Origin of the sequence: Streptomyces caelestis, from assembly GCF_001279005.1 — a bacterium.
Lineage (GTDB): Bacteria > Actinomycetota > Actinomycetes > Streptomycetales > Streptomycetaceae > Streptomyces > Streptomyces heliomycini.
Map to the genome: position 1 here is coordinate 171,137 of NZ_LGCN01000276.1, position 25,073 is coordinate 196,209.

A 25,073-nucleotide genomic window follows, 5' to 3' on the forward strand; every position below is an offset into this window, starting at 1 on the left:
GCCGTACACGGCTCACACACGACGGCGCCGACACCGCGGAGTCCGCGGGCGGCGCCGTCGTGCTGTGCGCACACCGAACCGGTGCCGGCCGAAAGGGCGACCGGGGACGACGGCCGGTGTCCGCGCGCCGCACGCGGAGCCATGTGCGGAGCGGGGAGGTGCGGGGCGCGCCGGAGCCACTACCATCGGCCAGCATCGGCGGGCGTCCGCCCGACCCCCAGGCCAGGGAGCGAACTGTGCTGATCACCCACGACACCCGGTGCGCACTCGACACCGTGGTGGATCTGGTGAACTCCGCGCCGGAGGACGACACGACACCGGAGGGACTGCCGGACGTCGCGGCCCTCGAGGAGTTCGTGCGGCAGCACAAGGTCAGCGAGGTCGGGGTGCTCACGGAGTTCGACCTGGCCGCGGTGCGCAAGATCCGCGGCCGGTTCGCGGCGGTCTTCGCCGCTCCGGACGCCCGCGCGGCCGCCACACTGATCAACGAGCTGATCGCGGCCGCGGGCACCACGCCCCGGCTCACCGACCACGACGGCTACGACTGGCACGTGCACTACTTCGCGCCCGGCGCCTCCGTGGCCGACCACCTGGCCGCCGACTGCGGGATGGCGCTGGCGTTCTTCGTGGTCGCCGGGGAGCAGGAGCGGCTGCGGCGCTGCGAGGCCCCGGACTGCCGGCACGCCTTCGTCGATCTCTCCCGCAACCGCTCGCGCCGCTACTGCGACAGCCGCACCTGCGGCAACCGTCTGCATGTGGCCGCCTACCGGGCGCGGCGCAAGGAGGCGGCGGGCTGACCGCCCGGGACCGTCCCACGACCGGTGGGACGGCTGGTCGATGCCGTGCCGACGCGGCCCCGACGGGTGACGCCGGGTACCGCGGGTACGGCTCACAGCCACAGCAGGTCGTGCAGGGCAGCCGTGAGCAGCAGACACCCGATCACCGCCAGGAAGATCATCAGCGGTGGCTGGGAAAGGGCGAAGAGGCATCCACGCGGTTCGTCCTGCTGCGGCGCGGCATCGCTCTGTTTCGTGTCCAGCATCTCGCGGCGATCATGACGCATCGGAAGCGCCCGACGCGATCAACACTCACGGAGTGAGTGCGAGTTCGCCGATTCCGCGATCTACGGTTCGGGTTGTGATCGCTTCCGGACATTCCGTGGCGCTCTGTGACGTTTCCGCCGGTCGCGCACGCGTTCAGCCGTGGTGCGCCGCCGTCATATGCCGTGTTTCTTGAGGATGGCCTCGATGTCGCTGAAGTCGTCCTCGCCCCGGGAGGCGGGAGCGGGACGGGCCGCCGGGCGGGACCCCTGCCCCAGGGAGGGCGCGGAGGCCCCGGGCGCCACCGCCTCCGGTCGTGCCCCGGCCCGCGCGGCCTTGCGCTCCTTGCGGGTGCCTCCGCGCCGCCGCTCCACGGTGCGGGTGGTCGCGAACAGCACCCAGGCCAGACCGAGCAGTCCGAAGCCGGCCCAGGCCGTCGGGCTGAAGGCGGTGTCGGCCAGCCAGTCGACGACGCCGGTCATCACCAGTCCGAGGGGCACGAGCGCATAGGCGGCGATGCGGGTGGCCGCGAGGAAGCGTTTGCGGTAGGCCGTGACCGCGGCGATGCCCAGGCCTGCCGCGGAGACGGCGGAACAGACGGTCTCGGCAATCATCCGGTCCTCCAGGCAGGTGGGGCGCTGTGGCGCTTCGTCCCTTCCATCCTGCACCCGCGGGGCCCCGCCGGGCCATGTTCCGGCCGGACATCAGGGACATCTCCGGGTCGTCACTCCTCCGCAGGTGCCGGTGGACGCCCTCCTTCGGCCCTCACTCCGGGCGGACCGGGAGGCGGGCCCGGACCCCGGACCCGGGTCCGCCCCGCGACGTCCTGCGTCCGATTGGGTGGCGGGCGGCCCGGCTGGGAGACTGTGACCATGAGTGACTCCTCCCCCGCCCGTCCCGCCGCCCCCGTCCTCGACGTCTGGTGCGAGCTGCAGTGCCCGGACTGCCGGCACGCCCTCGACGACCTCCGTGCCCTGCGGGCCCGCTACGGCGACCGCCTGGAGCTGCGGCTGCGGCACTTCCCGCTGGAGAAGCACAAGCACTCCTTCGCCGCCGCCCAGGCCGCCGAGGAGGCGCTGGAGCAGGGGCGGGGATGGCCGTACGTCGAGGCCGTGCTGGGACGGGTCGAGGAGCTGGACCGCCGGGGAGAGGCCTTCCTCGTCGAGACCGCCCGGGAACTCGGTCTCGACGCCGAGGAGTTCGACACCGCGCTGATCGACGGACGGCACATCCTGATCGTGGACGCGGACCAGGCCGAGGGCAAGGCGATCGGGGTGACGGGCACCCCGACGTACGTCATCGGCGGTGAGCGCCTCGACGGCGGCAAGAGCCAGGAAGGACTGCGCGAGCGCGTCGAGGAGATCGCGGACCGGCTGCTGGCCGAGCGGGAGGGCTGACCCCGGGCCCCGCGGGTCCCGCCCGCCCTCACAGGAGCGGCTTGTACAGCGAGTACTGCGTCGTGCCGTAGCCGAGGGAGTCGTAGAGCCGCTCGGCCGGGGTGTTCCCGGCGAACACGTTGAGCCCGATGGCCCGGTTGCCCGCGGCGACCGACTGGGCCTCGGCGAGCAGCATGAGCGCCCGTCCGTGCCCCCGGCCGCGGTGGGCGGCGTCGGCCTCGACGCCGAAGACGTAGGCCCGCTCCCCGCGCACCGACAGCCACAGGGTGCCCACGGGCGTGCCCTCGTGCTCGAGGACGCTGAGGAGCATGCCCTCGGTGGCCCGGCCGTCGGGCAGCAGCGCGGCGTGGTCGTTCGCCGCCTTGGCCCGGGCCTCGGCCTTCGGCACCCCGCGCCGGATCCAGTCCTCCGCGTAGTCCTCCTGGTCCTTGGCCGACCAGGGCCCGAACTCGTCCTCCGTCATGGGCCGGGCCACGCTGCCCCCCGGAAGCGCCGGCGGGGTGTCCGGGAGGGTCTTCTCCATGTTCCGGTTGCGCACGACGTAGCCGAGCGCCGTGGCGAGCCCGAGGGCAGCACCGGCGTCGGCGGGGACCGTCGCCTCGATGCGGCGGCATCCCCAGCCGCGCGCCACCTCCTCCGCGGCGAGCGCGGCCACCGTGCCCCGGCCGCGCCGGCGGTCCGGCTCCTCGATGCGCAGGCTCGTGATCCGGGCCACGGCGTCACCGAAGACGGGATGCGTGCCGAGGTGGACCGCCCCGACGGGACGGCTGTTCACGCACACCTGGTAGCGGCGCGAACGCGTGCCGTCGGGGTTCTGCTGAAGCGGCTCGACCGGCCGCAGGGTGGTGGTCATCAAGGGTGTTCTACCCTCTGCCACGCCCAGGATCAGCCGAATTTCGGGTCCGTCACGGGTCGAGGTCGGTCCCGGAGCGCTCGTCGAAGATCCGCATGGCCTTGGCGGTCACCGGGCCGGGGGCGCCGGGCAGTTCGCGGTCGTCGACGCGGTGCACGGCCTGGACGTCGCGCAGGGTGGAGGTGAGGAAGACCTCCTCGGCCCGCTCCAGGACGTCCAGCGGCAGGTCGGTCTCCTTGGCGCCGGTCCACTCGACGGCGAGGGCGCGAGTGATCCCGGCGAGGCAGCCGGAGGCGAGCGGCGGGGTGTGGAGCTCGCCGTCCAGGACGACGAAGACGTTCGACCCGGTGCCCTCGCAGAGCCGTCCGACGGTATTGCCGAACAGCGCCTCGGAGGCGCCCCGCTCACGGGCGCGGGCGAGGGCGACGACGTTCTCGGCGTACGACGTGGTCTTCAGGCCGGTGAGCGCGCCGCGTTCGTTGCGCGTCCAGGGGACGGTGACGACGGCGGTGGAGTCGGGGCGGCGGGTGGTCTCGCCGAGGGCGACCACGAGGGTCGGACCGTGGTCGCCGCGGTCGGAGCCGAGCGGGCCGTGACCACCGGTGTAGGTGAGGCGCAGCCGGCCGAGCGGCATCGGGTTGGCCTCGAGGACGGCGACGCAGGCGCGGCGGATCTCGTCGAGGTCGGGATCGGGCAGCCCGAGCCCACGGGCCGACCGGGTCAGCCGGTCGAGGTGCCGGGTGAGCGCGAACGGACGTCCGTCCACGGCCTTCACCGTCTCGAAGATGCCGTCGCCCACGGTCAGTCCGTGGTCGAAGACGGAGACGCGGGCGGACTCGATGTCCTGCAGCCCGCCGTCGAGCCAGATCTTCACCCCTGGGTCCCTTCGCTCGTCTCGTACGTTCCCGACGCTACCGCGAGCAGCCGGGAGGCCTTCAGCTCGGTCTCCCGCCACTCCCCCTCGGGGTCGGAGCCCCAGGTGATCCCGGCGCCGGTGCCGAACCGCAGGACGGCGTCGCCGCCCGTGGTCCGGTCGATCCAGAAGGTGCGGATGCCCACCGCGAGCACGCCGGCGCCGCGGTCGGCGTCGACCCAGCCGATGCCGCCGCAGTACGGGCCGCGGGGCGCCGTCTCCAGCGCGTCGATGATCCGCAGCGCGCTGGACTTGGGCGCGCCGGTGACGGAGCCGGGCGGGAAGGCGGCGTCGAGCAGCTCGGGCCATCCCGCGCCGCCCCGCAGCTCGCCCCGCACGCTCGACACGAGGTGGACCAGCCCCGGGTGCTTCTCGACGGCGCACAGGTCGGGCACGGTCACCGTGCCGGGGCCGCAGACCTGTCCGATGTCGTTGCGGACCAGGTCGACGATCATCACGTTCTCGGCGTAGTCCTTCTCCAGCAGGTCGGCCTCGGTGCGCCCGGTGCCCTTGATCGGTCCGGACTCGACGGCCCGGCCCTCCCGCCGCAGGAACAGTTCGGGCGAGGCCGTGGCGATCTCCACCCCGTGGCCGGGCAGACGAATCGTTCCGGCATACGGCGCCGGGTTGCCCCGGGCGAGCAGCGCGGTGAGGGCGTCCACATCGGCGTCGGAGGGCACGGGCGCGGACAGGACGCGGCAGAGGTTCGCCTGGTAGACCTCGCCGGCGGCTATGCGGTCGCGGATACGGCGTACGGCCGCCGTGTACGCGCCGCGGTCGAGCGAGGACGTCCAGTCGCCGGCCCCGGGCCCCCGCCAGGCCCCCGGCACGGGGGCGGGAACCGGCTGCTCCCGGACCTCCCGGAAGCGGGCACAGGTCAGGCGGCCCTCGAAGTCCGCGGCGACGGCCCAGAACCCCGTGGAGTCCAGGGCGGCGGGGTCGTCGGTGACGTCGAGGAGTCCGGTGGCGACGCGGTCGCCGAAACGGACGAGAGGGGGCAGGTCCAGCACGCGACGAGTCTATGGCGGGCGTGGTTCCGGTGGCCCGGGCACGTCCGTGAGCGGACGCAGCGCAGCACGCTGCACAAACGGGTTTTTGTACTGGCCCCGGAATCCGCTAGAGTTCAGTTCGTCGCCGGGAAGCGCAAGCCGACCGAAACGACAGGCGGACGTAGCTCAGTTGGTAGAGCGCAACCTTGCCAAGGTTGAGGTCGCGAGTTCGAGCCTCGTCGTCCGCTCGAAGGAAGAGGGGGCTTCCCGGCCCCCGCACTCCTGGTGGAGTGGCCGAGAGGCGAGGCAACGGCCTGCAAAGCCGTCTACACGGGTTCAAATCCCGTCTCCACCTCCAAGGACGATTAGCTCAGCGGGAGAGCGCTTCCCTGACACGGAAGAGGTCACTGGTTCAATCCCAGTATCGTCCACTGGATCCCCGGATCCCGGATCTCCGGATCCCCCGCGCGATTAGCTCAGCGGGAGAGCGCTTCCCTGACACGGAAGAGGTCACTGGTTCAATCCCAGTATCGCGCACGCAGTGCCCATGATCCGCTCCATGGAGTGATCGTGGTCCCGAGGACGATTAGCTCAGCGGGAGAGCGCTTCCCTGACACGGAAGAGGTCACTGGTTCAATCCCAGTATCGTCCACAGCCCCGAAGCCCCCGGTCCTGCGACCGGGGGCTTCGTCGTGCGTCCGTCAGCTGGAGAAGAGCATGCGCCCGAAGCTCTTGTGACCGTGGTGACCGTGGTGGCCGTGCGGGGCGCCCCAGGCGGGGGCCGGCGCGGCCGGGTACGCCTGCGGGGCGGGCGGGGCCGGCGGCGCAGGCTGCGACCACTGGGCCTCCAGCCGGGTCAGCGACTCCAGCTCGCCGTAGTCGAGGAAGATGCCCCGGCACCCGCTGCACTGCTCGATCTGGACGCCGTTGCGGTTGTAGGTGTGCATCGGGGCACGGCACTTCGGACACTGCATGATCGGTTCAACTCCTGGCCGGTCGTTCCTGCTTCGCGTATCGCCAGAACAGACTCCGTCCGGCTGCGGATCGGTTGCACCCTACTGCGCGAAACTTCCGCTCAACCGGACGGAGTGGCGGGGCGGACGGAACCCATGCGCGCGCAGGCGTCGACCAGCGACTGCTCCACCTCGTCCAGGGACCGGCCGGCCGCGACGGCCTTGGTGACGGCACGGGCGGCGGTCTGGACCGTGAGGGCGCGGGCCGGGACGTCCAGCGCGGTCCAGGGGTCGCCGTCGGACGGTACGGCCGGGCCGCCGGACACGCGGTAGGCGGTCAGGAAGCGGTGCCACTCGTCGGGGGCGAGCAGTCCGCAGGCGTACCAGGCCGCCGGACGGGCCAGGTCCCACGCCGGTGCGCCCGTGCCGAGGTCGTCGACGTCGATGAGCAGCCAGGGGCCGGTGTGCTCGGGGTGGCGTATCAGCTGGCCGAGGTGGAAGTCGCCGTGGCAGAGGGCGGTGGCGGTGTCCGGCAGGGGGACCTCGCCACGGGCCCAGGGCGGGAGGACGGCCCAGGCGTGCAGTACGGGGGCGGTGGCGGGGTGGTGGGGGGCGGCGGTGCGGAGGAGGGCGACGGCGTGGGCGGCCTTGGCGGGACCGCGCATGGGGGGTACGGCGGTGGGGACGGGGGTCCGGTGCAGGCGGGCGAGGAGGGTGGCCGCGGCTTCCCAGGGGGCGGTGTCCGGGTCGCCGGGGTCCACGGGAGTGCCGTACGGCCAGTGGGTGACGAGGCGTCCGCGCAGTTCGGCGGGGGCCGGGGCGAGCGGGGGGAGGAGGACGCCGGGGAGCCGGGTGGCCACGGCGAGGCGCAGGGTCAGCTCGGCGGGGTCGGCGCCGGGGGCGTGAGCCTTGGCGACGGTGCCGGCGTGCCGTACGACGGTGGCGTCCTCGCGGACGGCGAGGGTGGCGGTGGTGCAGCGGCAGGTTCGGGGGCTCGTGTGGGCCGTCGCCGTGACATGGGCGGTCAGGGCGGGGAGGAGGTCCGTGGTCACGGGGGCGAGGGTAGCCGGGGGCGGGTCACGCGGACCGTGGGAGCCACGCGCGCTCCCGGGACCTCGCGGGCAGAGCAATGCCGGCGCAGCTCCCCAGCTGCGCCGGCATTTTGCCGTCCGCCGCACCCCCGTCCCCACGGGGTTTCATGGGTGGATGTCCCCGCCCGGACCGCTCTTCCGGGCCTGGGGTCGCCGCTCAGCGCCCCAGCATCTCGCCCACGGACGACGCCTGTGTGGCCACCGTCTCCCACCCGTCGAAGACGAGGAGGAGCAGGACCGCCAGGGGCAGGGCCATCAGCGTCGCCACCAGCGGATGGCGGCGCCCCTCGCCGCGCTCCCGCGTGCGGATCACTGTCCGCGGTGCCGTGTACGCCATGGCCCCTCTCCTGACCGTTTCCGTTGTCGTCGGCAGCGGCGGGCGTCTTGACCTCGGGGGACGAGTGCTGCACCCGCCGCTTGACCTCAAATCTAGGCGCCGGGACCTCCCCCGGCGTCATGCCCTCGTACCGATTGCCGGGCCTCCCGGAGGATGAGCCCCTCCTCCCGGTGTACTCCCCTGGGTGGAGACGGGCTCCTACACCTCAGGGACATCCCCGAGGGGCCGCCCGCTCCGTCCCGCTTTCTCCGAGCCGTCCTCCCGCGGCACCGGCTGCTCCACCAGTGCGAGCACCCGATTCGCCATGAACCGGGCCGTTCGCACCACGGCCCCGGTTCGGGTGACTTCGCTCACTTCCACCACCCCTCGTCGCACCGCCGTCTCGACCCGGCGCCCCGCCCTGCTCGCCACCACCTCGTACGTACGCGTCGTGTCCCCCGCATCCACGACGATCTCCACGCGGTCACCCTTCATGTGATCAATCCCCCTTCACCGTCGGGTGGTTGGGATCACCGTCCGCGCGAACCAGGTGTGCCCGCGCGTTCCCTGACCACCCTTCGAGTCTCCCACCCCCCACTGACAATCCACCGCTCCGAGAGGGCGCGGCCTCTGCGCACGGGCGGCCGTGGAAACGTAAGCTGTGGCACGTCACAGGACCGGGCAGCGGGGATGAACATGGCGATGATGCGCCTGAGGCGCGAGGACCCGCGCGTCGTCGGCTCTTTCAGGCTCCACCGACGACTCGGCGCGGGCGGGATGGGCGTGGTCTACCTGGGCTCCGACAAGAAGGGGCAGCGGGTCGCGCTGAAGGTCATCCGGCCCGACCTGGCCGAGGACCAGGAGTTCCGCTCGCGGTTCGCGCGCGAGGTCTCGGCGGCCCGCCGCATCCGCGGCGGCTGCACGGCCCGGCTGGTGGCCGCGGACCTCGACGCGGACCGTCCCTGGTTCGCCACGCAGTACGTGCCGGGGCCCTCGCTGCACGACAAGGTCGCCGACGAGGGACCGCTCGGCGCGGCCGACGTCGCCGCCGTCGGCGCGGCCCTCTCCGAAGGGCTGGTCGCCGTGCACGAGGCCGGTGTGGTGCACCGGGACCTCAAGCCGTCCAACATCCTGCTGTCCCCGAAGGGGCCGCGGATCATCGACTTCGGCATCGCGTGGGCGACCGGCGCGTCGACGCTCACGCACGTCGGCACGGCGGTCGGCTCGCCCGGCTTCCTCGCCCCGGAGCAGGTGCGCGGCGCGGCCGTCACCCCGGCCACGGACGTGTTCTCGCTGGGCGCCACGCTCGCGTACGCGTCGATGGGCGACTCGCCCTTCGGGCACGGCAGTTCCGAGGTGATGCTGTACCGCGTGGTGCATGAGGAGGCGCAGCTGCACGGTGTCCCGGACGCCCTGGCCCCCCTCGTCCGCGCGTGTCTGGCGAAGGACCCGGAGGAGCGGCCCAGCACGCTCCAACTGTCGCTGCGGCTCAAGGAGATCGCCGCGCGGGAGGCCCAGGGCCTCGCCGACGTGCGCCCGCCGGCCCCGCGCGGCGCCGAGACGGAGCGGCCCACCGGACGCCTCGCGGACACCTACCCGGAGCGGGCGCGGCGCCGGCAGGACGGTCAGGGGACCCCGCCCCCGCGCGGGCGCGGTCCCGCGCCCAGGAACAGCGGTTCGTCCCCCCGGCGGAACAACCGGAGCGTGCCCCCTTCGCGCGGCGGCGGCTCCTCGCCCGCGGGCACGCCGTCCCGGTCCGGGCCGCGCCCCACGCCGGCGTCCCGGAACACCACCCGGTCCGGCACCGGTCCCCGTCGTCCGGGGCCCCGGACGACGGGGACCGGCCTGCGGCCGGCCAATCCGCGCCTGCTCAGGCAGCGGCTGTTCGTGTTCGTCGTCGTGACGCTGGCCGTCGCGCTCGGCATCGCGCTGGTGCAGGGGTGCCAGGGTCCCGGATGAGGCCCCGACGGCGGCGGTAACGTCCCGAACCGCCGCGTCCGAGCCGCTACTCCCGGGGACGCCCCGTGGCCACCGCGTAGAAGGCGACCGCCGCCGCGGCCCCCACGTTGAGGGAGTCGACGCCGTGCGACATCGGGATGCGGACCAGTTCGTCGGCGGCGGCCAGGGCCCGGCCGGACAGGCCCGCGCCCTCCGCGCCCAGCATCAGGGCCACCCGGTCCATACGGTGCGGCGCCACCTCGTCCAGGGGCCGGGCCCGCTCGCCGGGAGTGAGGGCGAGCAGCTCGAACCCGGCCTCGCGCACCGTCTCCAGTCCCCCGGGCCAGGTGTCGACACGGGCGTACGGCACGGAGAAGACCGCGCCCATGGAGACCTTGACGCTGCGGCGGTACAGGGGGTCGGCGCAGTCCGGGGAGAGCAGGACGGCGTCCATGCCGAGGGCCGCCGCGGAGCGGAAGATCGCGCCGATGTTGGTGTGGTCGTTGACCGACTCCATGACGACGACGCGGTGGGCGGCCCGGAGCACGTCGGCCGCCGCGGGCAGCGGTGTGCGCTGCATGGAGGCGAGCGCGCCGCGGTGCACGTGGTACCCGGTGACCTGTTCGGCGAGCGCGGGGTCGACGACGTACACCGGGGCGGTGGCCCGGTCGATGACGTCGCGCATGACGTCGATCCACTTCGCGGACAGCAGCATCGACCGCATCGCGTAGCCCGATTCCCCGGCGCGTCTGATGACCTTCTCGCCCTCGGCGATGAACAGGCCCTCGGCGGGTTCGCGGCGGCGGCGCAGTTCCACGTCGGTCAGGCCGGTGTAGTCGTGCAGCCGCGGGTCGGCGGGGTCGTCGACGGTGATGAGTTCGGCCATGTCACGCCGTCCCGCGCGGGCCCACGGCGACGACCTCGCCGATGACGATGACGGCCGGCGGTCTGACCTCCTGGGCGGCGACCGTTTCGGCGACCGTGGCGAGGGTGGCGTCGACCCGGCGCTGGGCGGCCGTGGTGCCCTCCTGGACGAGGGCGACGGGGGTGTCCGGGGACTTGCCGTGGGCGACCAGGGTCTCGGCGATCCGGCCGATCTTGTCGACGCCCATGAGGACCACGAGGGTGCCGGTCAGCTTCGCCAGCGCCGGCCAGTCGACCAGGGAGCGCTCGTCGTCGGGGGCGACGTGGCCGCTGACCACGGTGAACTCGTGTGCCACACCGCGGTGGGTGACGGGGATGCCGGCCGCGCCCGGGACCGAGATGGAGCTGGAGATGCCGGGGACGACGGTGCAGGGGATGCCCGCCTCGGCGAGCGCGTGGAGCTCCTCCATGCCGCGGCCGAAGACGTACGGGTCGCCGCCCTTGAGCCGGACCACCGACTTGCCCTGCTTGGCGTGCTCGATCAGCGCGTTGTTGATGGCCTCCTGGGCCATGAAACGACCGTAGGGGATCTTCGCCGCGTCGATCACCTCGACGTGCGGCGGGAGTTCGGCGAGCAGGTCGCGCGGGCCGAGCCGGTCGGCGATGACGACGTCGGCCTCGGCGAGCAGGCGGCGGCCGCGCACGGTGATCAGGTCGGGGTCGCCGGGGCCGCCGCCGACGAGGGCGACGCCGGGGACGCGGGTGCGGTGGTGCGGGGCGACGAGGGTGCCGTCGCGCAGGCCCTCGACCACGGCGTCGCGGATGGCGGCGGTGCGGCGGGGGTCGCGGCCGCGCGCCTCCGTCGTGAGGACGGCCACCGTGACGCCCTCGCTGGTGCCCGTGGCCGGGGTCCACGCGGTCGCCGCGTCGGCGTCGTCGGAGCGGACGCACCACACGCGGTGCGCCTCCGCCTCGGCGGAGGCGCGGGTGTTCGCCTCGGTGTCGCTGGTGGCGATGAGGGCGTACCAGGCGGTCGCGAGGTCGCCCTCGGCGTAGGGGCGCCGGTGCCAGGTGATCTCGCCGGCGTCGGCCATGGCCTCCACGGAGGGGGTGGCCTCGGGGGAGACGAGGTGGATGTCGGCGCCGGCGGCGATCAGGGCGGGGAGGCGGCGCTGGGCGACCTGGCCGCCGCCGAGGACGACGGTCCGGCGGCCGGTGAGGCGGAGGCCTACGGGGTAGGCGGGGTGTTCGGCCATGAGGGACGGCTCCTCTTACGGCGTGCGGTGGCCCTGACGTGCGGATTTTAAGGGGGCCTGGGCGCTGGCGGGTCTGGTGTCCGGTGGGTGGGCAGGGTGCGCCGGGTACCGGCCCGCCGGTGGTGGCGGCCACCCGTTCCGCCCGGGGGTGCCTCCCAGGCCCTTGAGGCACCGGGGAAGGAACGACTGCCCACCACCGGCCGGCCGGGACGGCGCCCGGTGCCGCGGTCCCGAGAAGCTCTCGCCCTACTTCTCGGTCACCCCGGCCGAATCGAAGGTCGCCACCTCGTGCATGGCCCGGGCCGTGCTCTGGACCAGGGGGAGCGCCAGGAGCGCGCCCGTGCCCTCGCCGAGGCGGAGGTCGAGGTCGACCAGGGGGCGCAGGCCCAGTTTGTTGAGGGCGGCGACGTGACCGGGTTCGGCGCTGCGGTGGCCCGCGATGCAGGCGGCCAGGACCTCGGGGGCGACGGCCCGGGCCACCAGGGCGGCGGCGCCGGCGCTGACGCCGTCCAGGATCACCGGCGTACGCAGCGACGCGCCGCCGAGGAGCAGGCCGACCATGGCGGCGTGCTCGAAGCCGCCGACGGCGGCCAGGACGCCGACGGGGTCGGCCGGGTCCGGCTGGTGGAGTTCGAGGGCGCGGCGCACGACCTCGGTCTTGCGGGCGAGGGTCTCGTCGTTGATGCCGGTGCCGCGGCCGGTGACCTCGGCCGGGTCGGCGCCGGTGAAGACGGAGATGAGGGCGGCGGACGCGGTGGTGTTCGCGATGCCCATCTCGCCGGTGAGGAGGGCCTTGTTGCCGGCCGCGACCAGGTCGCGGGCGGTCTCGATGCCGACCTCGATGGCCTTCTTGGCCTCCTCGCGGGTCATCGCGGGCCCGGTGGTCATGTCGGACGTGCCGGCGCGGATCTTGCGCGGCAGCAGTCCGGGGGTGGCCGGGAGGTCGGAGGAGACGCCCACGTCGACGACGCAGACCTCGGCGCCGACCTGGGCGGCGAAGGCGTTGCAGACCGCTCCCCCGCCGAGGAAGTTGGCCACCATCTGGGCGGTGACCTCCTGCGGCCAGGGGGTGACGCCCTGGGCGTGCACCCCGTGGTCGCCGGCGAAGATCGCGACGGCCGCGGGCTCCGGGACGGGCGGCGGGCACTGGCGGGACAGGCCGGAGAGCTGGGCGGAGATGATCTCCAGCATGCCGAGCGCCCCGGCCGGTTTGGTCATGCGCTTCTGACGCTCCCACGCCTCGCCGAGCGCCTTGGCGTCCAGCGGGCGGATCTGTGCGACGGTCTCGGCGAGCAGGTCGTGGGGGTCCTCTCCGGGCAGGGCGCGACGGCCGTACGTCTCCTCGTGCACGACCCAGGACAGCGGGCGGCGCTTGGACCAGCCGGCCTGCATCAGCTCGGGCTCGTCCGGGAACTCGTCGACGTAGCCCACGCACAGGTAGGCGACGATCTCCAGGTGTTCGGGGAGCCCCAGCGCGCGGACCATCTCGCGCTCGTCGAAGAAGCTGACCCAGCCGACGCCGAGGCCCTCGGCGCGGGCGGCGAGCCAGAGGTTCTCCACCGCGAGCGCGGAGGAGTACGGCGCCATCTGGGGCTGGGTGTGGCGGCCGAGGGTGTGCCGGCCGCCGCGGGTCGGGTCGGCGGTGACGACGATGTTCACGGGTGTGTCGAGGATGGCCTCGATCTTCAGTTCCTTGAACTGCTTCGCCCGGCCCTTGGGCAGGGACTTGGCGTAGGCGTCGCGCTGGCGCACGGCCAGTTCGTGCATGCTGCGCCGGGTCTCGGCGGAGCGGATGACGACGAAGTCCCAGGGCTGCGAGTGGCCGACGGAGGGTGCGGTGTGGGCGGCCTCCAGGACCCGGAGCAGCACCTCGTGCGGGATGGGGTCGCTGCGGAAGCCGTTGCGGATGTCCCGGCGCTCGCGCATGACCTTCAGCACGGCCTCGCGCTCGGCGTCGTCGTAGCCGGGGGCGGCCGGGCCGGTGGGCCGCGCGGCTTCCGTGTCCACGCCGGCGCCCCGGGTGTCGAGGTCGTCCGGGTTCTGCGCGGGTTCGGCGTCCGCGTCGCGGGGTTCCCCGGCGGGGACGGCCACGCCCTGGGGCGGGGTCGGCGCGGGGTGCGGGGCGGCGGCCACGGCGCCGTCCACGGGGACGGACTCCCCCGCGGGCCGGTCCGGCTCGGGCTCCGGGGGGACGGCGCCGGTCAGGGGGGCCGCGGGGGTCTGCCGGGGGCCCTGGACCGGAGCCTCGTCGGGCTCGGACGCGGCCGTGTCGGTCGCGGGAACGGCGTCGGCCGTCTCGTCGGCGGCACGGGGCGCCTCCGGGCCGACGGCGGCCGGGGCCTCGGGCATGGGGGTCTCCGCGAGGACTTCGTCGCCCGTGGCCCCGGGAACCGGTGCGGCGGCTTCGCCCTCGGTGTCGTCCGCTTCAGCGGCGGGAGCACCGGGGAGTACGGCGGTGCCGGCGGCCGGCGCGGGAACGTCCGGGGAGGCTTCGGGCATCCGGATGTGCTCCGGAGCGAGAGTCTCCGCGTCTGGCGCCGGAACGGCCTGGACGGCCTCGGGCTCTTCGGCGGCCTCCGTGCCGACCGTCTGGGCGGCCTGCGGCACGGCGGCTTCGGCGTCCGGCGCCTGACCGGGCTGAGACGCCTCGGCGACCTGCGGCACGACGACCTCCCCACCCGACACCGGATCGGCCTGAGGAACACCGGACTGCTGCGCGAACTCCGGTGCCGCGGCCTGCGGCCCGGACGGCTGGACGGTCTGCGGAGCCTCGGCCTCCTGGACGTGGTCCGGAGCGGCGGCCGGCGCCTGGGCGTCCTGCGCCGGCACGGCCGGCTCCGCGTCCGCCGCCTGGGCGTCCTGCGGCGCCGCGGGGGCGAGGCCCGGGACCTGGGCGCCGTGGGAAGCGTCCGCCCCCGGGGCGTACTCGGGAACGGCGGCCTGGGCGGAGTCCGGCACGGCGACCGGGGGCCGGCCGGCCTGCGGCACTTCGGCCGCCTGGACGTACTCCGGCTCCGCGGGCTCGACGGACGGCGCTTCGGCGGCCGGGGGCGCCTCCGCTTCCCGGACGTGCTCCGGAGCGGCGGGCTCGGCGGGCGGCGTGAGCTCGGGTGCGGGTGCGGATGCCTGGGTCGCCTCGGCCCCTTGCACGGGCTCGGCGGCGGGCGTGCCGGGCAGGCCGTGATCCGCGGCCGGGACCGGGACAGGCCCTTGTTCCCCGCCCTCGGCCGAAACGTTCGGCACTGCCTCGCTGCCGCCGGCGACGGCGGCGCCCCCCGTGTCCTGTGGTACCGCTCCCGCCTCCGTGGCGACGCGGGTCACGACCGCCTGGGCCGCGTCCACCGGCTCCGGAGCCGGAACAACCGTTTCCGCGGCCACCGCGGGCTGCGCGCCCCAGGGCGCCGCGGCCTGCGGTACCGCCGCCTCCCGCGCGTGCGGGACGTCGAGGTACTCGGGGCCGAGGGACGGCGGACCGGCCTGGCGGACCGGCACGTCGGCGGGACCACGGTCGGCGAGGGAGCGCACCGGGCCGGCGTTGACACGGGGGATGGGCGGGCCGAGGTGCAGCGGGCGGCGCGGCGCGGGCGGCTCGGGGAGCCGGACGCCTCCGAGGTCGACCGAGCCGCTGTCACGGCCGGCCGTCTCGTGCGGGCCCGGCTCGTGCACGGTCTCGACGACCGGCTCGGGCGCGGGCGGGGCGATCTCGTTGCCCCAGGCGCTCTGGGCGCCGGGCAGCAGCAAATCCTCTTCCTCGGCAGGACTGTCGGAGAGGTAGGTGTACGCGTCGGGCGCGGGGACGCCCGGCTGCTCCACCATGCCTGCGTTCTCCGGCAGCCCCTCGCCCGGGACCTGGCCGGTGTCGGTCATGCGTACCCCTCGCCCATCGGTTAGTGCTCCTACGACCAGCTCACCCGGAACGGCGCACCGACCGCCCCACTCTGAAGAACGAGCGTGCGTCCCCAGCGGCACGAACGGCCCGTCCGAAAAGGCGACAAAGCCCTTCACCGTCATTCTCGCGGCCGTAGGACCGTCGCGTCAGCTTGATCGGCGACGGTTCCGCTGTGGACTGCGCCACGTTGCGCGTCCTCCGGTTCCTGCCGTACCACGACCCACCCCAAAACGGGCGCGCTTTCCGGACATTGGCCGACGAAGCGCCGGGTGTCCGGGTGCGGTACAACGATCGGCCAGCCTACCTCGCGTGGTCGGACAATCCGATCACGGGGACGGCAATCGAATCAGTCGCCGCGTACGGGCAGCACCCCGCTGAGCAGGAACGCGACGCTCCGTTCCTTCTCCGTCCAGGCCCTCGTGTCGAGTTCGACGGACTGCAGCAGGGCGCACTCGACCCGGTAGCCGTGCTCGGCCAGGTTCCGGCCGACGAGTTCGGCCTCGTCGCGGGTGGCGGCGTGCGTGACGATGCGCTGCGGACGGCGGTCGGCGACCGCGGAGACGACACCCGCTCCCCCGCCGCCGACCCGGACGACGTCCGGCTCGGGGAGGTCCTCCAGGACGTGCGGGGCGGCGCCGTGCACGATCTGGAGCTGGACCCCGTGGCGGCGGGCGGTGGCCTCGGTGCGGGTGCAGGCGCGCGGGTCGCTGTCGACGGCGATGACGGCGGCGCCCGCGCGGGCCGCCTCGGTGGCGAAGGCGCCGCTTCCGCAGCCGATGTCCCAGACGAGGTCGCCGATCCGCGGTCCGAGCCGGGCGAGTTGGGAGACGCGCAGCGGTTCCCGCTCGCCCTCGCCGAGGTCGCCGCCGTACTCCTCGGCCGGCAGCGACCAGCCACGGGGGCCGGCGGAGGGGTCGCGTCCGGCGAGCCAGCCGCCGGACTCACCGGCGGCGGCCCGGCCGCCGACGACGATGACGACATTGGGGTCGCGCCAGGTGTGATCGGCGGCCTTGTCGGAGGTGACGACGCTGACCCGCTCGCGCTCGGTGCCGAGCTCCTCGCAGATGACGAAGGTGCGGTGGACGCCCTCCATCAGCAGGCCCAGCTCGGCGGGGCCGGCGCCGGGCGAGGTGAGAACCGCCACCTTGGTGTGGGCCCGGCACACGTTCACCGCGCGTCGCAGGGTGCGCGGGTGCGCGACGACCACGTGGGCGTCGTCCCAGGGCATCCCGGCACGGGCGAAGGCGGAGGCGACGGAGGAGACGCCGGGGACGACCTCGACCTCGAGGCCGAACTCGGGTGCGCGCAGGGTCCGTACGACGCCGAAGAAGCCGGGGTCGCCGTCGGCGAGGACGACCGCGGTGCCGCGGTGGGCGGCGATGCGGCGCGCGGCGAGGGCGACGGAGCCGAGCCGGACGCGCTCGGCTCCGGGAGGCACCTCGGGGAGTGCCAGGTGGTGGGCGGCGCCGGCCACCAGTGTGGCGGCGCCCAGCGCGGCGCGGGCCGCGGCCGTCAGCGGCGAACCGTCCCAGCCGATCACCGTGACCCGGTCGGCCATCGTCGTCAGTCTCCTGGGGTTTGCGCAGGTCGTCGTCGGCTGTCCCGCCACGGGGCGGGTTCCGTGAGACTACCTGGTGCGGTCACCGATCGTGCCGCCGGTGCCCGGTCCGGAGGTCAGTTCCAGTCCGTGTACGGGGTGAATCCGCCGGCGTCGGCGAGTCGTCCGTCCGTGCCCTCGATGTCCTCGGGCAGCAGGCTCCACACGATGAAGTCGGTGCGCACGTCGCTCCAGCCGCCGCCATCGACGCGGACGTGGGCTATGCAGGCGTTGCGCAGTACGCCCTCGCTGATGCAGCCGATCTTCTGCGCGACCTGCTGCGAGGCGGTGTTGGCGGCGGCGGTGCGCAGTTCGACGCGTTCGAACTTCTGGTCGCCGAAGAGCCACTGCGCGGTGGCGAGCGCGGCCTCGGAGGCGTAGCCCTCGCCGCGCGCCCAGGGGGCGACGATGTAGGACATCTCGGTGGACCGCACGTGCCAGTTGGTCCTGGTCAGCTGGATGAGGCCGACCAGGCGCTGGGTGAGGAACTCGGTGACGGCGAGGTCGAGTCCGTTGCCGGCCGAGCGTTCGGCGGGGGCGTACTCGGTGATCCAGGTGCGGGCGGCCTCTTCGGTGAAGGGCCGGGGGACGTCGGTCCAGGCGGCGACCTGCTCGTCGTTCATCATCTCGGCGAGGGCGGGGACGTCGTCCGTGTCGAGGGGACGCAGCACCAACCGCTCCGTGCTGATGGAGATGTTGGGGAAGGTGCTCGTCATGCGCCGCTCCGTAACCTGAGAGACCGTCGGGTGCTGCTGAACTGCCCAGCATGCAGCATGAAAGCACTGAGCCGCACCACGGGGTCCTCCCCCACCGCCCGCACGGCGTGGGGGTGCCCCCGCCGTGCGGCGGAGTGGACCCCGTGGGTGGCGCGGGACCGGATCAGAAGGAGGCGAGGACGGAACCGGCGTACTTGTCCTCGATGAACTTCTTCACCTCGGGGGAGGTGAGGAGCTCCGCGAGCTTCTTCACGCGCGGGTCGTCCTCCTGGCCCTCCTTGACGGCGAGGAGGTTGTTGTTCGGGTTGCCCTCGGCGGCCTCCAGGACGAGGGCGTCCTTCGCGGGCTTGAGGTCGGCCTCGATGGCGTAGTTGCCGTTGACCACCGCGGCGTCGACGTCGTCCAGGGAGCGCGGGGTCTGGGCCGCCTCCAGCTCCTTGAACGTGAGCTTCTTCGGGTTCTCGGTGATGTCGGCGGGGGTCGCCGCGGTGCCGACGCCGTCCTTGAGGGTGAGGAGCCCGTTGGCGGCGAGCAGCTGCAGGGCGCGGCCCTCGTTGACGGTGTCATTCGGGATGGCGACCGTCGCGCCGCTCTTCAGCTCGTCGGCCTTCTTCACCTTGTGCGAGTAGAGGCCGAGCGGCTCCAGGTGCACGTCGACGACGGACACGATGTGGGTGCCGTTCTTCTTGTTGAAGTCGTCGAGGTACGGCTGGGTCTGGAAGAAGTTGGCGCCGACGGAGCCGTCCTCGGTCGCCGTGTTCGGCGTGACGTAGTCGGTGAACTCCTTGACCTCGAGGTCGAGGCCGGCCTTCTCGGCGAGGTTGTCCTTGACGTAGGTGAGGATCTCGGCGTGCGGCACGGGGCTCGCGGCGACGACCAGCGGGCCGGAGGCGTCGGAGGCGTCGTCCTTGTCCGAGCCGCAGGCGGTGAGCCCGAGGGTGAGGGCTCCGGTGGCGAGGACGGCGGTGGTGATCTTGGCGGTGTTACGCACGAAAAGTGCCTTTCCTTGGGTGGTGCGGCCCCGTGTCGGGTAGTACGGGGAGTCTGCGGGGGGGTTACGCGACCTTGCTGATGTCGGCCGCGGCGGGCTCCTCGGCCTTGAGGAACCGGAGCCTGGGCGAGGGGCCGGAGCGGCCGCCGCGGCTGTGCAGGGCGCGGGCCGCGTAGTCGCCGGCGAACTGGATGAGCGAGATGGCCACGGCGAGGATCGCGACGGTGATCCACATCAGGCCGGTCTCGAAGCGCTGGTAGCCGTAGCGGACGGCGAGGTCGCCGAGTCCGCCGCCGCCGACGGTGCCGGCCATGGCCGAGTAGCCGATGAGGGCGATGACCGTGGTGGTGGTGCTGGCGATCAGCGAGGGCAGCGCCTCGGGCACGAGGACCTTGCGGACGATCGTCCAGGTGTTGCCGCCCATGGCCTGCACGGCCTCGACGAGCCCGTGGTCCACTTCGCGCACGGCCGTCTCGACGAGGCGGGCGAAGAAGGGGATGCCGCCGATGGCGAGCGGCACGATCGCGGCCTCGCTGCCGATGGTGGTGCCGGTGATCCAGCGGGTGAAGTCCATCAGGGCGACCATGAGGATGATGAACGGCAGCGAGCGGCCGATGTTCACGATCTGCCCGATGACCTTGTTCACCAAGGTGTTCCGGAGCAGTCCGCCCCTGTCGGTGAGGACGAGCAGGATGCCCAGCGGGAGGCCGCCGACGACGGCGATCAGGGTGGACCAGCCGACCATGATCAGCGTTTCGGTACAGGCCTGTTCGAGCAGCGGCTGCATCTCGGACCAGGTCACTTGGCCCCCTCCTTCACCAGCGCGGGCTGTTCCCGGTCCACGACGTCGATCTGGAGGCCCTGTTCGCGCAGGAAGCCGACGGGTACGACGTTGTCCTCGTAGCGGCCGGGCAGTTCGATGCGCATCCGGCCGACCTGAAGGCCGCCGACGGTGTCGATGGCGGCGCCGAGGATCGATATGTCGATGTTGTAGGTGCGCGAGAGCTGGGAGATGACCGGCTGGGTCGCGCTGTCGCCGTGGAAGGTGACGTCGAGGACGGTGCGGTCGTCGCCGGAGGCCTCGCCGCCGACCGGGAACAGCGCGGAGGCCAGTTCGGAGCCGGGGGTGGCGAGGAGTTCGGTGACCGTGCCGGACTCGACGATGCGGCCGTTCTCCATGAGGGCGGCCGAGTCGCAGATCGACTTGACGACGTCCATCTCGTGGGTGATCAGCAGGACGGTGAGGCCGAGCCGGCGGTTCAGGTCGCGCAGGAGGTGCAGGATCGAGCGGGTGGTCTCCGGGTCGAGGGCGCTGGTGGCCTCGTCGGAGAGCAGCACCTTGGGGTCGCCGGTGAGGGCGCGGGCGATGCCGACGCGCTGCTTCTGGCCGCCGGAGAGCTGGGCGGGGTAGGCCTTGGCCTTGTCGGCGAGGCCGACCAGGTCGAGCAGTTCCAGCGCCTTGCGGGATCGTTCCTTCCCCGACTTCCCGAGGATCTCCAGCGGAAGTTCGACGTTGTCCTGCACGGTGCGCGAGGACAGCAGGTTGAAGTGCTGGAAGACCATGCCGATGCGGCTGCGCGCCTGCCGCAGTTCCCTGCCGGCCCGGGGGCCGCGGCCGGCGAGCGCGGTGAGGTCCCGGCCGTCCACGGTCACGGTGCCCGAGGTGGGGCGTTCGAGCAGGTTGACACAGCGGATGAGGGAGGACTTGCCGGCGCCGGACTGGCCGATGACGCCGTAGACCTCGCCTTCGCGGACGTGCAGGTCGACGCCGTCCAGGGCGGTGACCTCGCCGCCGCGGGAGCGGTGCGTCCGGTAGACCTTCGTGAGGCCCGTGGTGGTGATCACGTGGGTATCCGTCACTGTCGAGTGCGCGGCGCGTCGTGGGCGCCGGGCACGAGGCATTCTGGGTCGAAAGCAGCAGGGCGGCACGGATCTCGCGGCGCGGCGAAGGAGTCCGTGGAGAAACGTGCGCGCGGGGGCGTGGCTCGGTCACGCGTGCGGGGCGTCCGGGCGGACACGAGCCGGCTCTCGCTTCGGGGCGCGAGGCTCAGATGGTGCGGGGGCCCTCTAGAAGGCGCGCATTCGGCGCTGACACATACAACGAGCACCGGGCGTCAGGGTCGCCTCGGTCGCAGGGATGCGGTCGCTCGTCGTGGTCATGAGATCAGTAAAGCAGACGCCCGGTCCTGACCGGACACGACTGTCCGCATTCTGGACAGCCGTGGACAGCGGCGGGACGGCGTCGGGCGCACGTCAGGGACGTGCGGAGATCTCCACTCCCCCGTCCGTGACCAGTGCGGAGAGGGCCGAGAGGTCCTCGACGACGAGGTCGGCGGTCAGCTCGTGGGCCCGGTGGGTTGTGGCCAAGGCCACGGTGGTCATACCGGCGGCGCGGCCGGCCTGGAGTCCGGCCGGGGCGTCCTCGAAGACGACGCAGTGCGCCGGGTCGACGCCGAGGGTGCGGGCGGCGAGGAGGTAGGGCTCGGGATCGGGCTTGCCGCGGGTGATGTCGTCGGCGGCGATCAAGGTCTTGGGCAGGATGCCGACGGCTTCGAGGCGGGCCTCGGCCAGGCGCCGGGTGGCGGAGGTGACGACGGCCCAGCGCTCGGCGGGCAGTGCGGCGAGGAAGTCCTCGGTCCCGGGCAGCAGCCGCACACCGCCGCCCGGCACGTCCTCCACCTCCAGGTCCTCGATCCGTGCGACGGCCTCCGGCACGACGTGGGCGGGCAGCAGATCGGCGGCTATCTCCGCGGCCGGCCGGCCGTGCAGCTCGATCCGCCCGAACCGCTCGGCCGTGATCCCGTACTCGACGGCCCACCGTGTCCAGCAGCGGTTCACGGAGTCGAGGGAGGAGACGAGGGTTCCGTCGTTGTCGAACAGCAGGGCCTGCGCATGGATGGTCATGCCATCGACCCTACGGGGCCGCCGCCGCGGACCCGCCCGGACCACGGCGGCGGCCGGTCGAGTCCGCCCCGGGCCCGGCGTCCGGCACGGGAGCGCGCGCACGGCCCCCGGGCGGACGGTCGCCGGGCCGGACGCGGGGACGCCGGCCCGGACGCTTCCGGGGGCGGGGACACCGGGTGTTCTCCGGCGTAATAAGGTCGCTGACATGCTTGATGTCCTGACGGTGGTGACCGGTGTCGCCGCGTTGCTGCTCGGCGCCTGGTGCGGGTGGGCCGCCTACCGTGACCAGCCGACGAAGGACTGGCACTTCATCGGGATGGCCGTGGTCACGCTGCTGGCGCTGGCACAGCTGATCGTCGGGGTCGTGCAGCTGGCCCGGGGCGAGAAGCCGGAGCAGGGCACGACGATCTTCGTGGCGTATCTGCTCGGCGCGTTCGCGTGCGTCCCGGCGGCCGGCTTCATGTCGCTGGGCGAGCGCTCCCGCTGGGGATCGCTGACGGTCGCCGCGAGCGGCGTCGTGCTGGCCGTGCTCGAGGTGCGGCTCTACGACATCTGGAGAGGCTGAGATGGCCGCGACGCGGGAGAAGACGCAGCACGAACCGCACCGGACGCGGCTGATCGGCGGGCCGGGGCTGCTGCTGGTGTGGCTGTACGGGGTGATGGTCGTCGGCGCGGTGTCGCGCTCCGCGTACCAGATCGCCACCGAGTTCGACCGGGCGCCGCTCGCCTACTCGCTGTCGGCGGTGGCCGGCCTGGTCTACGGCTTCATCACCTACACCCTGGTGCGCGGCGGGGAGACGGCCCGCAGGGCGGCGCTGGCGTGCTGCGCCGCCGAGCTCGTGGGCGTGCTGACCGTGGGGACCTGGACGCTGGTGGAGCCGTCCGCGTTCCCCGACGCCACCGTGTGGTCGGACTACGGGATGGGGTACCTCTTCATCCCGGTGCTGCTGCCCCTGACGGCCGTGTACTGGCTGCGCAGGGCGCGGCCAGGGCAGCGGCCCACGGCCTGATCAGGCGGTCGTCGCGTAGGCCTGCGCCTGCTTCTCCAGGACGATCATCGGTACGCCGTCGGCGCCCTGGGAGGTGCCCACCCGCTGGTAGCCGACCTTGCTGTACAGCCGCAGGTTGCTCTCGCTGCGGTGCCCGGCGTGCAGGCGGAAGGTCCGGGCGCCGCGCTCGCCGGCCAGGGCGGACTCCGCGGCCCGCAGGAGACGCGCGCCGATGCCGTGTCCCTGGAGGCGGGGGTGGACGCAGAGCTTGCCGATCGCGGCGGCGCCCTCCTCGGTGATCCTGCCGTGCACCGAGCCGACGATCTCGTCGCCGAGGCGGGCGACGAAGACGCAGTCGGCGGCGACCTCCTCGCGGACCGAGTCGAGGGTCTGGACGAGCGGGTCGATGCGGTAGTTGCCGTAGAGCGCCGCCTCGCTCTGGAAGCACAGGTACTGCAACCTGAAGATCTGCTCCGCGTCCTGCCCGGCCGCCGCAGAGATGGTCACGCTCATGCCCATGTGCGCATGCCTCCCGCTCACCTGATCATCTGTCGTCCCTCACTCCTATCCCCGTCCTCAGCGTGCCGCAACCTCCTGTGTGAGCAAACGCCGCAGACATCCCAGGCATCTGGAGCGTTCCGGGCCAAGAGCTCCCTGTGAGATACCCAACTCCCCCGCGATCTCCCGGTATGTCGGGTCGCGCGGGGACAGCAGAGCCTCCATCAGTTCCGGGCAGCGGCCGGGCAGCCGCCGTACGGCGTCCCGCAGGGCACGGCGGCGGGCGGCGGCGAGCGCGAGACGTTCGGGGCCGCGGCCGCCGGTGTCGGCGGGGTCGCCGGTCAACGCGGCCTCCCGGCGGGCCGTGCGGCGGGTGCGGCGGGCCTCCGCGCGGACGGCCCGGCGGAGCCAGTCCGGGGGGTCGGACGGCGGACCGCAGGTGTCGAGGCGCTCCAGGAGGCGGAGCCACACCGCCTGTTCCAGGTCTGCCGGTTCGGTCCCGGAGCCGAGCGCCTCGGCTGCGGTCTCCGCGCCGAGCAGCGGACGCAGGGAGACGACCAGCTCGTACGCCGTGACCGGCTCGTGTGTCATACGCGCAACGACTCGGCCACCCCGGGCGGGGTTGCCCGGAGCGGCCCGAAATCACCCTTACCGGGGCGGATCGGATCAGCCGTTGACGAAGTCCTCGCGGGCCAGCAGTCCGGTGTCCGGCTGGTCGGTGAAGACACCGTCGATGCCGGTGGCGAAGTACGCCCGGTAGGCGCCGAAGACGTCGCCGTAGGCATCGGGGGCGGCGCCCTTGCGGAAGTCGGCGGGCAGGAAGGGGTTCTCGTTGCGCAGGGTGTAGGGGTGCAGGATCAGGCCCGCCCGGTGCGCGTCGCGCACCAGGGTCGTCGGTTCGGTGAGCCGGCCGGCCGCGTCGCGCGGGATGACCAGGTCGAGGGTGGGGCCGATGCCCTGGGCGTAGCCGGCGATCTCGCGCAGTCCGCTGCGGGTGACGAGGTCGGCGACGGTGCGCGGGTCACCCGTCTCGACGAAGTCCCAGGGGCGGGTGGTGGCGCCGGAGAGGAGGACGACGAGGGGGTTGTCGACCAGCTTGTTCAGGCGCTCGACGCTGGTCGGCTCGAAGGACTGGAGGACGACCGGCGCGTTCCTGCCGTCCTTGCCGTGCCGCCGCAGCAGCTTGGCGACCCGCTCCTCCAGGCCCAGTCCCAGCGTGCGGAAGTAGGTGGGGTGCTTGAGCTCGGGGTAGATCCAGACCTGCTTGCCGCGCTTGCGGGTCTGCTCGTCCTGCCAGCGCAGCACCTCCTCGAAGGTGGGGATCTCCCAGCGGCCGTCGTAGAGGGTGTTGTGCGGGCGGTTGGCGGGGATGCGCTCGACGGCGCGCAGCCGCTTCAGCTCGGCGAGGGTGAAGTCCTCGGTGAACCAGCCGGTGACGGAGGCGCCGTCCAGTGTCTTGGTGGTCCGCCGGCCGGCGAACTCCGGGTGGTCGGCGACGTCCGTGGTGCCGCCGATCTCCGGCTCGTGCCGGCAGACGAGGTGACCGTCCCGGGTGGGCACGAGGTCGCCGGCCTCGACGATGTCCGCGCCCATGTCGAGGGCGAGCTGGTAGGCGCCGAGGGTGTGCTCGGGCCGGTGACCGCTGGCCCCGCGGTGGCCGATGATCGTCGGGACGGGCAGGCCCTTCAGCCCCCGGCCGCCGCCGCGCCGGGCGTCGGCGGCTCTCGCGGTGCCGCCCAGCGCCAGGACCGACCCGGAGGCGCCGAGCACCGCGGCGCCGAGGAGGGTTCGCCGTCCGGTTCCGCCCGCCTGTTCGTTCGACTCCCGCGTTCCCATGAGGACCCTCCTGCTGTCGGCTCGTCCGGTGCGGAGCGATCGT

General features: G+C 73.5%; 26 protein-coding genes and 5 tRNA genes. 10 read left to right on the forward strand and 21 right to left on the reverse strand.

The genetic code is table 11. The features are described 5' to 3' along the window. Positions 1-236 precede the first annotated feature (236 nt). Positions 237-797, forward strand: coding sequence for a CGNR zinc finger domain-containing protein (locus ADK41_RS37960; RefSeq protein WP_030832417.1), 561 nt, complete (start codon positions 237-239; stop codon positions 795-797). A gap of 92 nt (positions 798-889) precedes the next feature. Here ADK41_RS37960 and ADK41_RS42385 read toward each other — a convergent pair whose 3' ends face one another. Next, positions 890-1,042, reverse strand: a complete 153-nt coding sequence (locus tag ADK41_RS42385) for a hypothetical protein (RefSeq protein WP_167353513.1) — start codon at positions 1,040-1,042, stop codon at positions 890-892. A 174-nt stretch (positions 1,043-1,216) separates the two neighbouring features. After that, on the reverse strand, positions 1,217-1,654 hold the full coding sequence (locus tag ADK41_RS37965; RefSeq protein WP_030832414.1) for a hypothetical protein: 438 nt from the start codon (positions 1,652-1,654) through the stop codon (positions 1,217-1,219). Between the two features lie 258 nt (positions 1,655-1,912). Between ADK41_RS37965 and ADK41_RS37970 the strand changes: the two genes are divergently transcribed. Beyond that, entirely contained in the window at positions 1,913-2,437 is a 525-nt protein-coding gene (locus ADK41_RS37970) for a DsbA family protein (protein ID WP_030832411.1), read from the forward strand. Positions 2,438-2,465: 28 nt separating this feature from the next. On the opposite strand, the gene ADK41_RS37975 is transcribed toward ADK41_RS37970, so the two are convergent. The 3 genes from ADK41_RS37975 to ADK41_RS37985 are packed head-to-tail and all read right to left on the reverse strand — an operon-like array spanning position 2,466 to position 5,213. Next, on the reverse strand, positions 2,466-3,290 hold the full coding sequence (locus ADK41_RS37975; RefSeq protein ID WP_030832409.1) for a GNAT family N-acetyltransferase: 825 nt from the start codon (positions 3,288-3,290) through the stop codon (positions 2,466-2,468). Between the two features lie 52 nt (positions 3,291-3,342). Continuing rightward, positions 3,343-4,164, reverse strand: coding sequence for an aminotransferase class IV (locus ADK41_RS37980; protein ID WP_030832404.1), 822 nt, complete (start codon positions 4,162-4,164; stop codon positions 3,343-3,345). Continuing rightward, positions 4,161-5,213: a chorismate-binding protein gene (locus ADK41_RS37985; RefSeq protein ID WP_030832401.1), complete on the reverse strand. Its 1,053-nt coding sequence runs from the start codon at positions 5,211-5,213 to the stop codon at positions 4,161-4,163. The genes ADK41_RS37980 and ADK41_RS37985 overlap by 4 nt, the downstream gene beginning before the upstream one ends. A 154-nt stretch (positions 5,214-5,367) precedes the next feature. On the opposite strand from ADK41_RS37985, the gene ADK41_RS37990 reads away from it, so the two are divergent. From ADK41_RS37990 to ADK41_RS38010, 5 genes are all read left to right on the forward strand, one after another. Beyond that, positions 5,368-5,440 (forward strand) — tRNA-Gly (locus ADK41_RS37990). Between the two features lie 36 nt (positions 5,441-5,476). Next, positions 5,477-5,550, forward strand: a tRNA-Cys gene (locus ADK41_RS37995). 1 nt (position 5,551) lies between these two features. After that, a tRNA-Val gene (locus ADK41_RS38000) sits at positions 5,552-5,623 on the forward strand. 34 nt (positions 5,624-5,657) lie between these two features. Beyond that, positions 5,658-5,729, forward strand: a tRNA-Val gene (locus ADK41_RS38005). A 43-nt stretch (positions 5,730-5,772) separates the two neighbouring features. After that, a tRNA-Val gene (locus tag ADK41_RS38010) sits at positions 5,773-5,844 on the forward strand. A gap of 49 nt (positions 5,845-5,893) precedes the next feature. On the opposite strand, the gene ADK41_RS38015 is transcribed toward ADK41_RS38010, so the two are convergent. From ADK41_RS38015 to ADK41_RS43800, 4 genes are all read right to left on the reverse strand, one after another. Continuing rightward, positions 5,894-6,166, reverse strand: a complete 273-nt coding sequence (locus ADK41_RS38015; RefSeq protein WP_053636469.1) for a zf-TFIIB domain-containing protein — start codon at positions 6,164-6,166, stop codon at positions 5,894-5,896. A gap of 101 nt (positions 6,167-6,267) precedes the next feature. Then, the gene (locus ADK41_RS38020; RefSeq protein ID WP_030832395.1) at positions 6,268-7,197 is read right to left on the reverse strand and encodes a phosphotransferase family protein; all 930 of its coding nucleotides are present in this window, start codon (positions 7,195-7,197) and stop codon (positions 6,268-6,270) included. Between the two features lie 196 nt (positions 7,198-7,393). Continuing rightward, positions 7,394-7,573 (reverse strand): hypothetical protein, encoded by a 180-nt coding sequence (locus ADK41_RS38025; RefSeq protein WP_030832392.1) that lies wholly within the window; start codon positions 7,571-7,573, stop codon positions 7,394-7,396. 198 nt (positions 7,574-7,771) lie between these two features. Further along, positions 7,772-8,047 (reverse strand): hypothetical protein, encoded by a 276-nt coding sequence (locus tag ADK41_RS43800; RefSeq protein WP_030832389.1) that lies wholly within the window; start codon positions 8,045-8,047, stop codon positions 7,772-7,774. A gap of 195 nt (positions 8,048-8,242) precedes the next feature. On the opposite strand from ADK41_RS43800, the gene ADK41_RS38035 reads away from it, so the two are divergent. After that, positions 8,243-9,511, forward strand: coding sequence for a serine/threonine-protein kinase (locus ADK41_RS38035; RefSeq protein ID WP_030832386.1), 1,269 nt, complete (start codon positions 8,243-8,245; stop codon positions 9,509-9,511). Positions 9,512-9,557: 46 nt separating this feature from the next. Here the strand turns inward: ADK41_RS38035 and ADK41_RS38040 are convergent, their stop codons facing one another. From ADK41_RS38040 to ADK41_RS38080, 9 genes are all read right to left on the reverse strand, one after another. Further along, positions 9,558-10,376, reverse strand: coding sequence for a TrmH family RNA methyltransferase (locus ADK41_RS38040; protein ID WP_030832383.1), 819 nt, complete (start codon positions 10,374-10,376; stop codon positions 9,558-9,560). Position 10,377: 1 nt separating this feature from the next. After that, complete coding sequence (gene cobA / locus ADK41_RS38045) at positions 10,378-11,610, reverse strand: uroporphyrinogen-III C-methyltransferase (RefSeq protein WP_030832374.1); 1,233 nt, start codon at positions 11,608-11,610, stop codon at positions 10,378-10,380. A 246-nt stretch (positions 11,611-11,856) separates the two neighbouring features. Further along, positions 11,857-15,477 (reverse strand): nicotinate-nucleotide--dimethylbenzimidazole phosphoribosyltransferase, encoded by a 3,621-nt coding sequence (cobT, locus tag ADK41_RS38050; RefSeq protein WP_030832371.1) that lies wholly within the window; start codon positions 15,475-15,477, stop codon positions 11,857-11,859. Positions 15,478-15,845: 368 nt separating this feature from the next. After that, positions 15,846-17,057, reverse strand: coding sequence for a precorrin-6y C5,15-methyltransferase (decarboxylating) subunit CbiE (cbiE, locus tag ADK41_RS38055; RefSeq protein WP_030832368.1), 1,212 nt, complete (start codon positions 17,055-17,057; stop codon positions 15,846-15,848). Positions 17,058-17,173: 116 nt separating this feature from the next. After that, positions 17,174-17,812 carry a GNAT family N-acetyltransferase gene (locus ADK41_RS38060; RefSeq protein ID WP_030832362.1) on the reverse strand — a complete coding sequence of 213 codons (639 nt, stop codon included), beginning with the start codon at positions 17,810-17,812 and terminating at the stop codon, positions 17,174-17,176. Between the two features lie 163 nt (positions 17,813-17,975). After that, positions 17,976-18,803, reverse strand: coding sequence for a MetQ/NlpA family ABC transporter substrate-binding protein (locus tag ADK41_RS38065; protein ID WP_030832358.1), 828 nt, complete (start codon positions 18,801-18,803; stop codon positions 17,976-17,978). A gap of 64 nt (positions 18,804-18,867) precedes the next feature. Further along, positions 18,868-19,605 (reverse strand): methionine ABC transporter permease, encoded by a 738-nt coding sequence (locus tag ADK41_RS38070; RefSeq protein WP_030832356.1) that lies wholly within the window; start codon positions 19,603-19,605, stop codon positions 18,868-18,870. Then, positions 19,602-20,648, reverse strand: coding sequence for a methionine ABC transporter ATP-binding protein (locus tag ADK41_RS38075; protein ID WP_030832353.1), 1,047 nt, complete (start codon positions 20,646-20,648; stop codon positions 19,602-19,604). The genes ADK41_RS38070 and ADK41_RS38075 overlap by 4 nt, the downstream gene beginning before the upstream one ends. 408 nt (positions 20,649-21,056) lie before the next feature. Next, positions 21,057-21,707, reverse strand: coding sequence for an HAD family hydrolase (locus tag ADK41_RS38080; protein ID WP_030832350.1), 651 nt, complete (start codon positions 21,705-21,707; stop codon positions 21,057-21,059). A 205-nt stretch (positions 21,708-21,912) separates the two neighbouring features. Here ADK41_RS38080 and ADK41_RS38085 point away from each other — a divergent pair, with 205 nt between their 5' ends. Together ADK41_RS38085 and ADK41_RS38090 are read left to right on the forward strand one after the other, a co-directional pair. After that, entirely contained in the window at positions 21,913-22,272 is a 360-nt protein-coding gene (locus tag ADK41_RS38085) for a hypothetical protein (RefSeq protein ID WP_030832347.1), read from the forward strand. A gap of 1 nt (position 22,273) precedes the next feature. Further along, complete coding sequence (locus tag ADK41_RS38090; RefSeq protein WP_030832344.1) at positions 22,274-22,717, forward strand: hypothetical protein; 444 nt, start codon at positions 22,274-22,276, stop codon at positions 22,715-22,717. On the opposite strand, the gene ADK41_RS38095 is transcribed toward ADK41_RS38090, so the two are convergent. From ADK41_RS38095 to ADK41_RS38105, 3 genes are all read right to left on the reverse strand, one after another. Beyond that, positions 22,718-23,215, reverse strand: a complete 498-nt coding sequence (locus tag ADK41_RS38095) for a GNAT family N-acetyltransferase (RefSeq protein WP_030832341.1) — start codon at positions 23,213-23,215, stop codon at positions 22,718-22,720. It abuts the gene before it with no gap. A 57-nt stretch (positions 23,216-23,272) separates the two neighbouring features. Continuing rightward, positions 23,273-23,785, reverse strand: a complete 513-nt coding sequence (locus ADK41_RS38100; RefSeq protein ID WP_030832338.1) for a sigma-70 family RNA polymerase sigma factor — start codon at positions 23,783-23,785, stop codon at positions 23,273-23,275. A 75-nt stretch (positions 23,786-23,860) separates the two neighbouring features. Further along, positions 23,861-25,030 carry a glycerophosphodiester phosphodiesterase gene (locus ADK41_RS38105; protein WP_030832335.1) on the reverse strand — a complete coding sequence of 390 codons (1,170 nt, stop codon included), beginning with the start codon at positions 25,028-25,030 and terminating at the stop codon, positions 23,861-23,863. Positions 25,031-25,073: the final 43 nt, after the last annotated feature.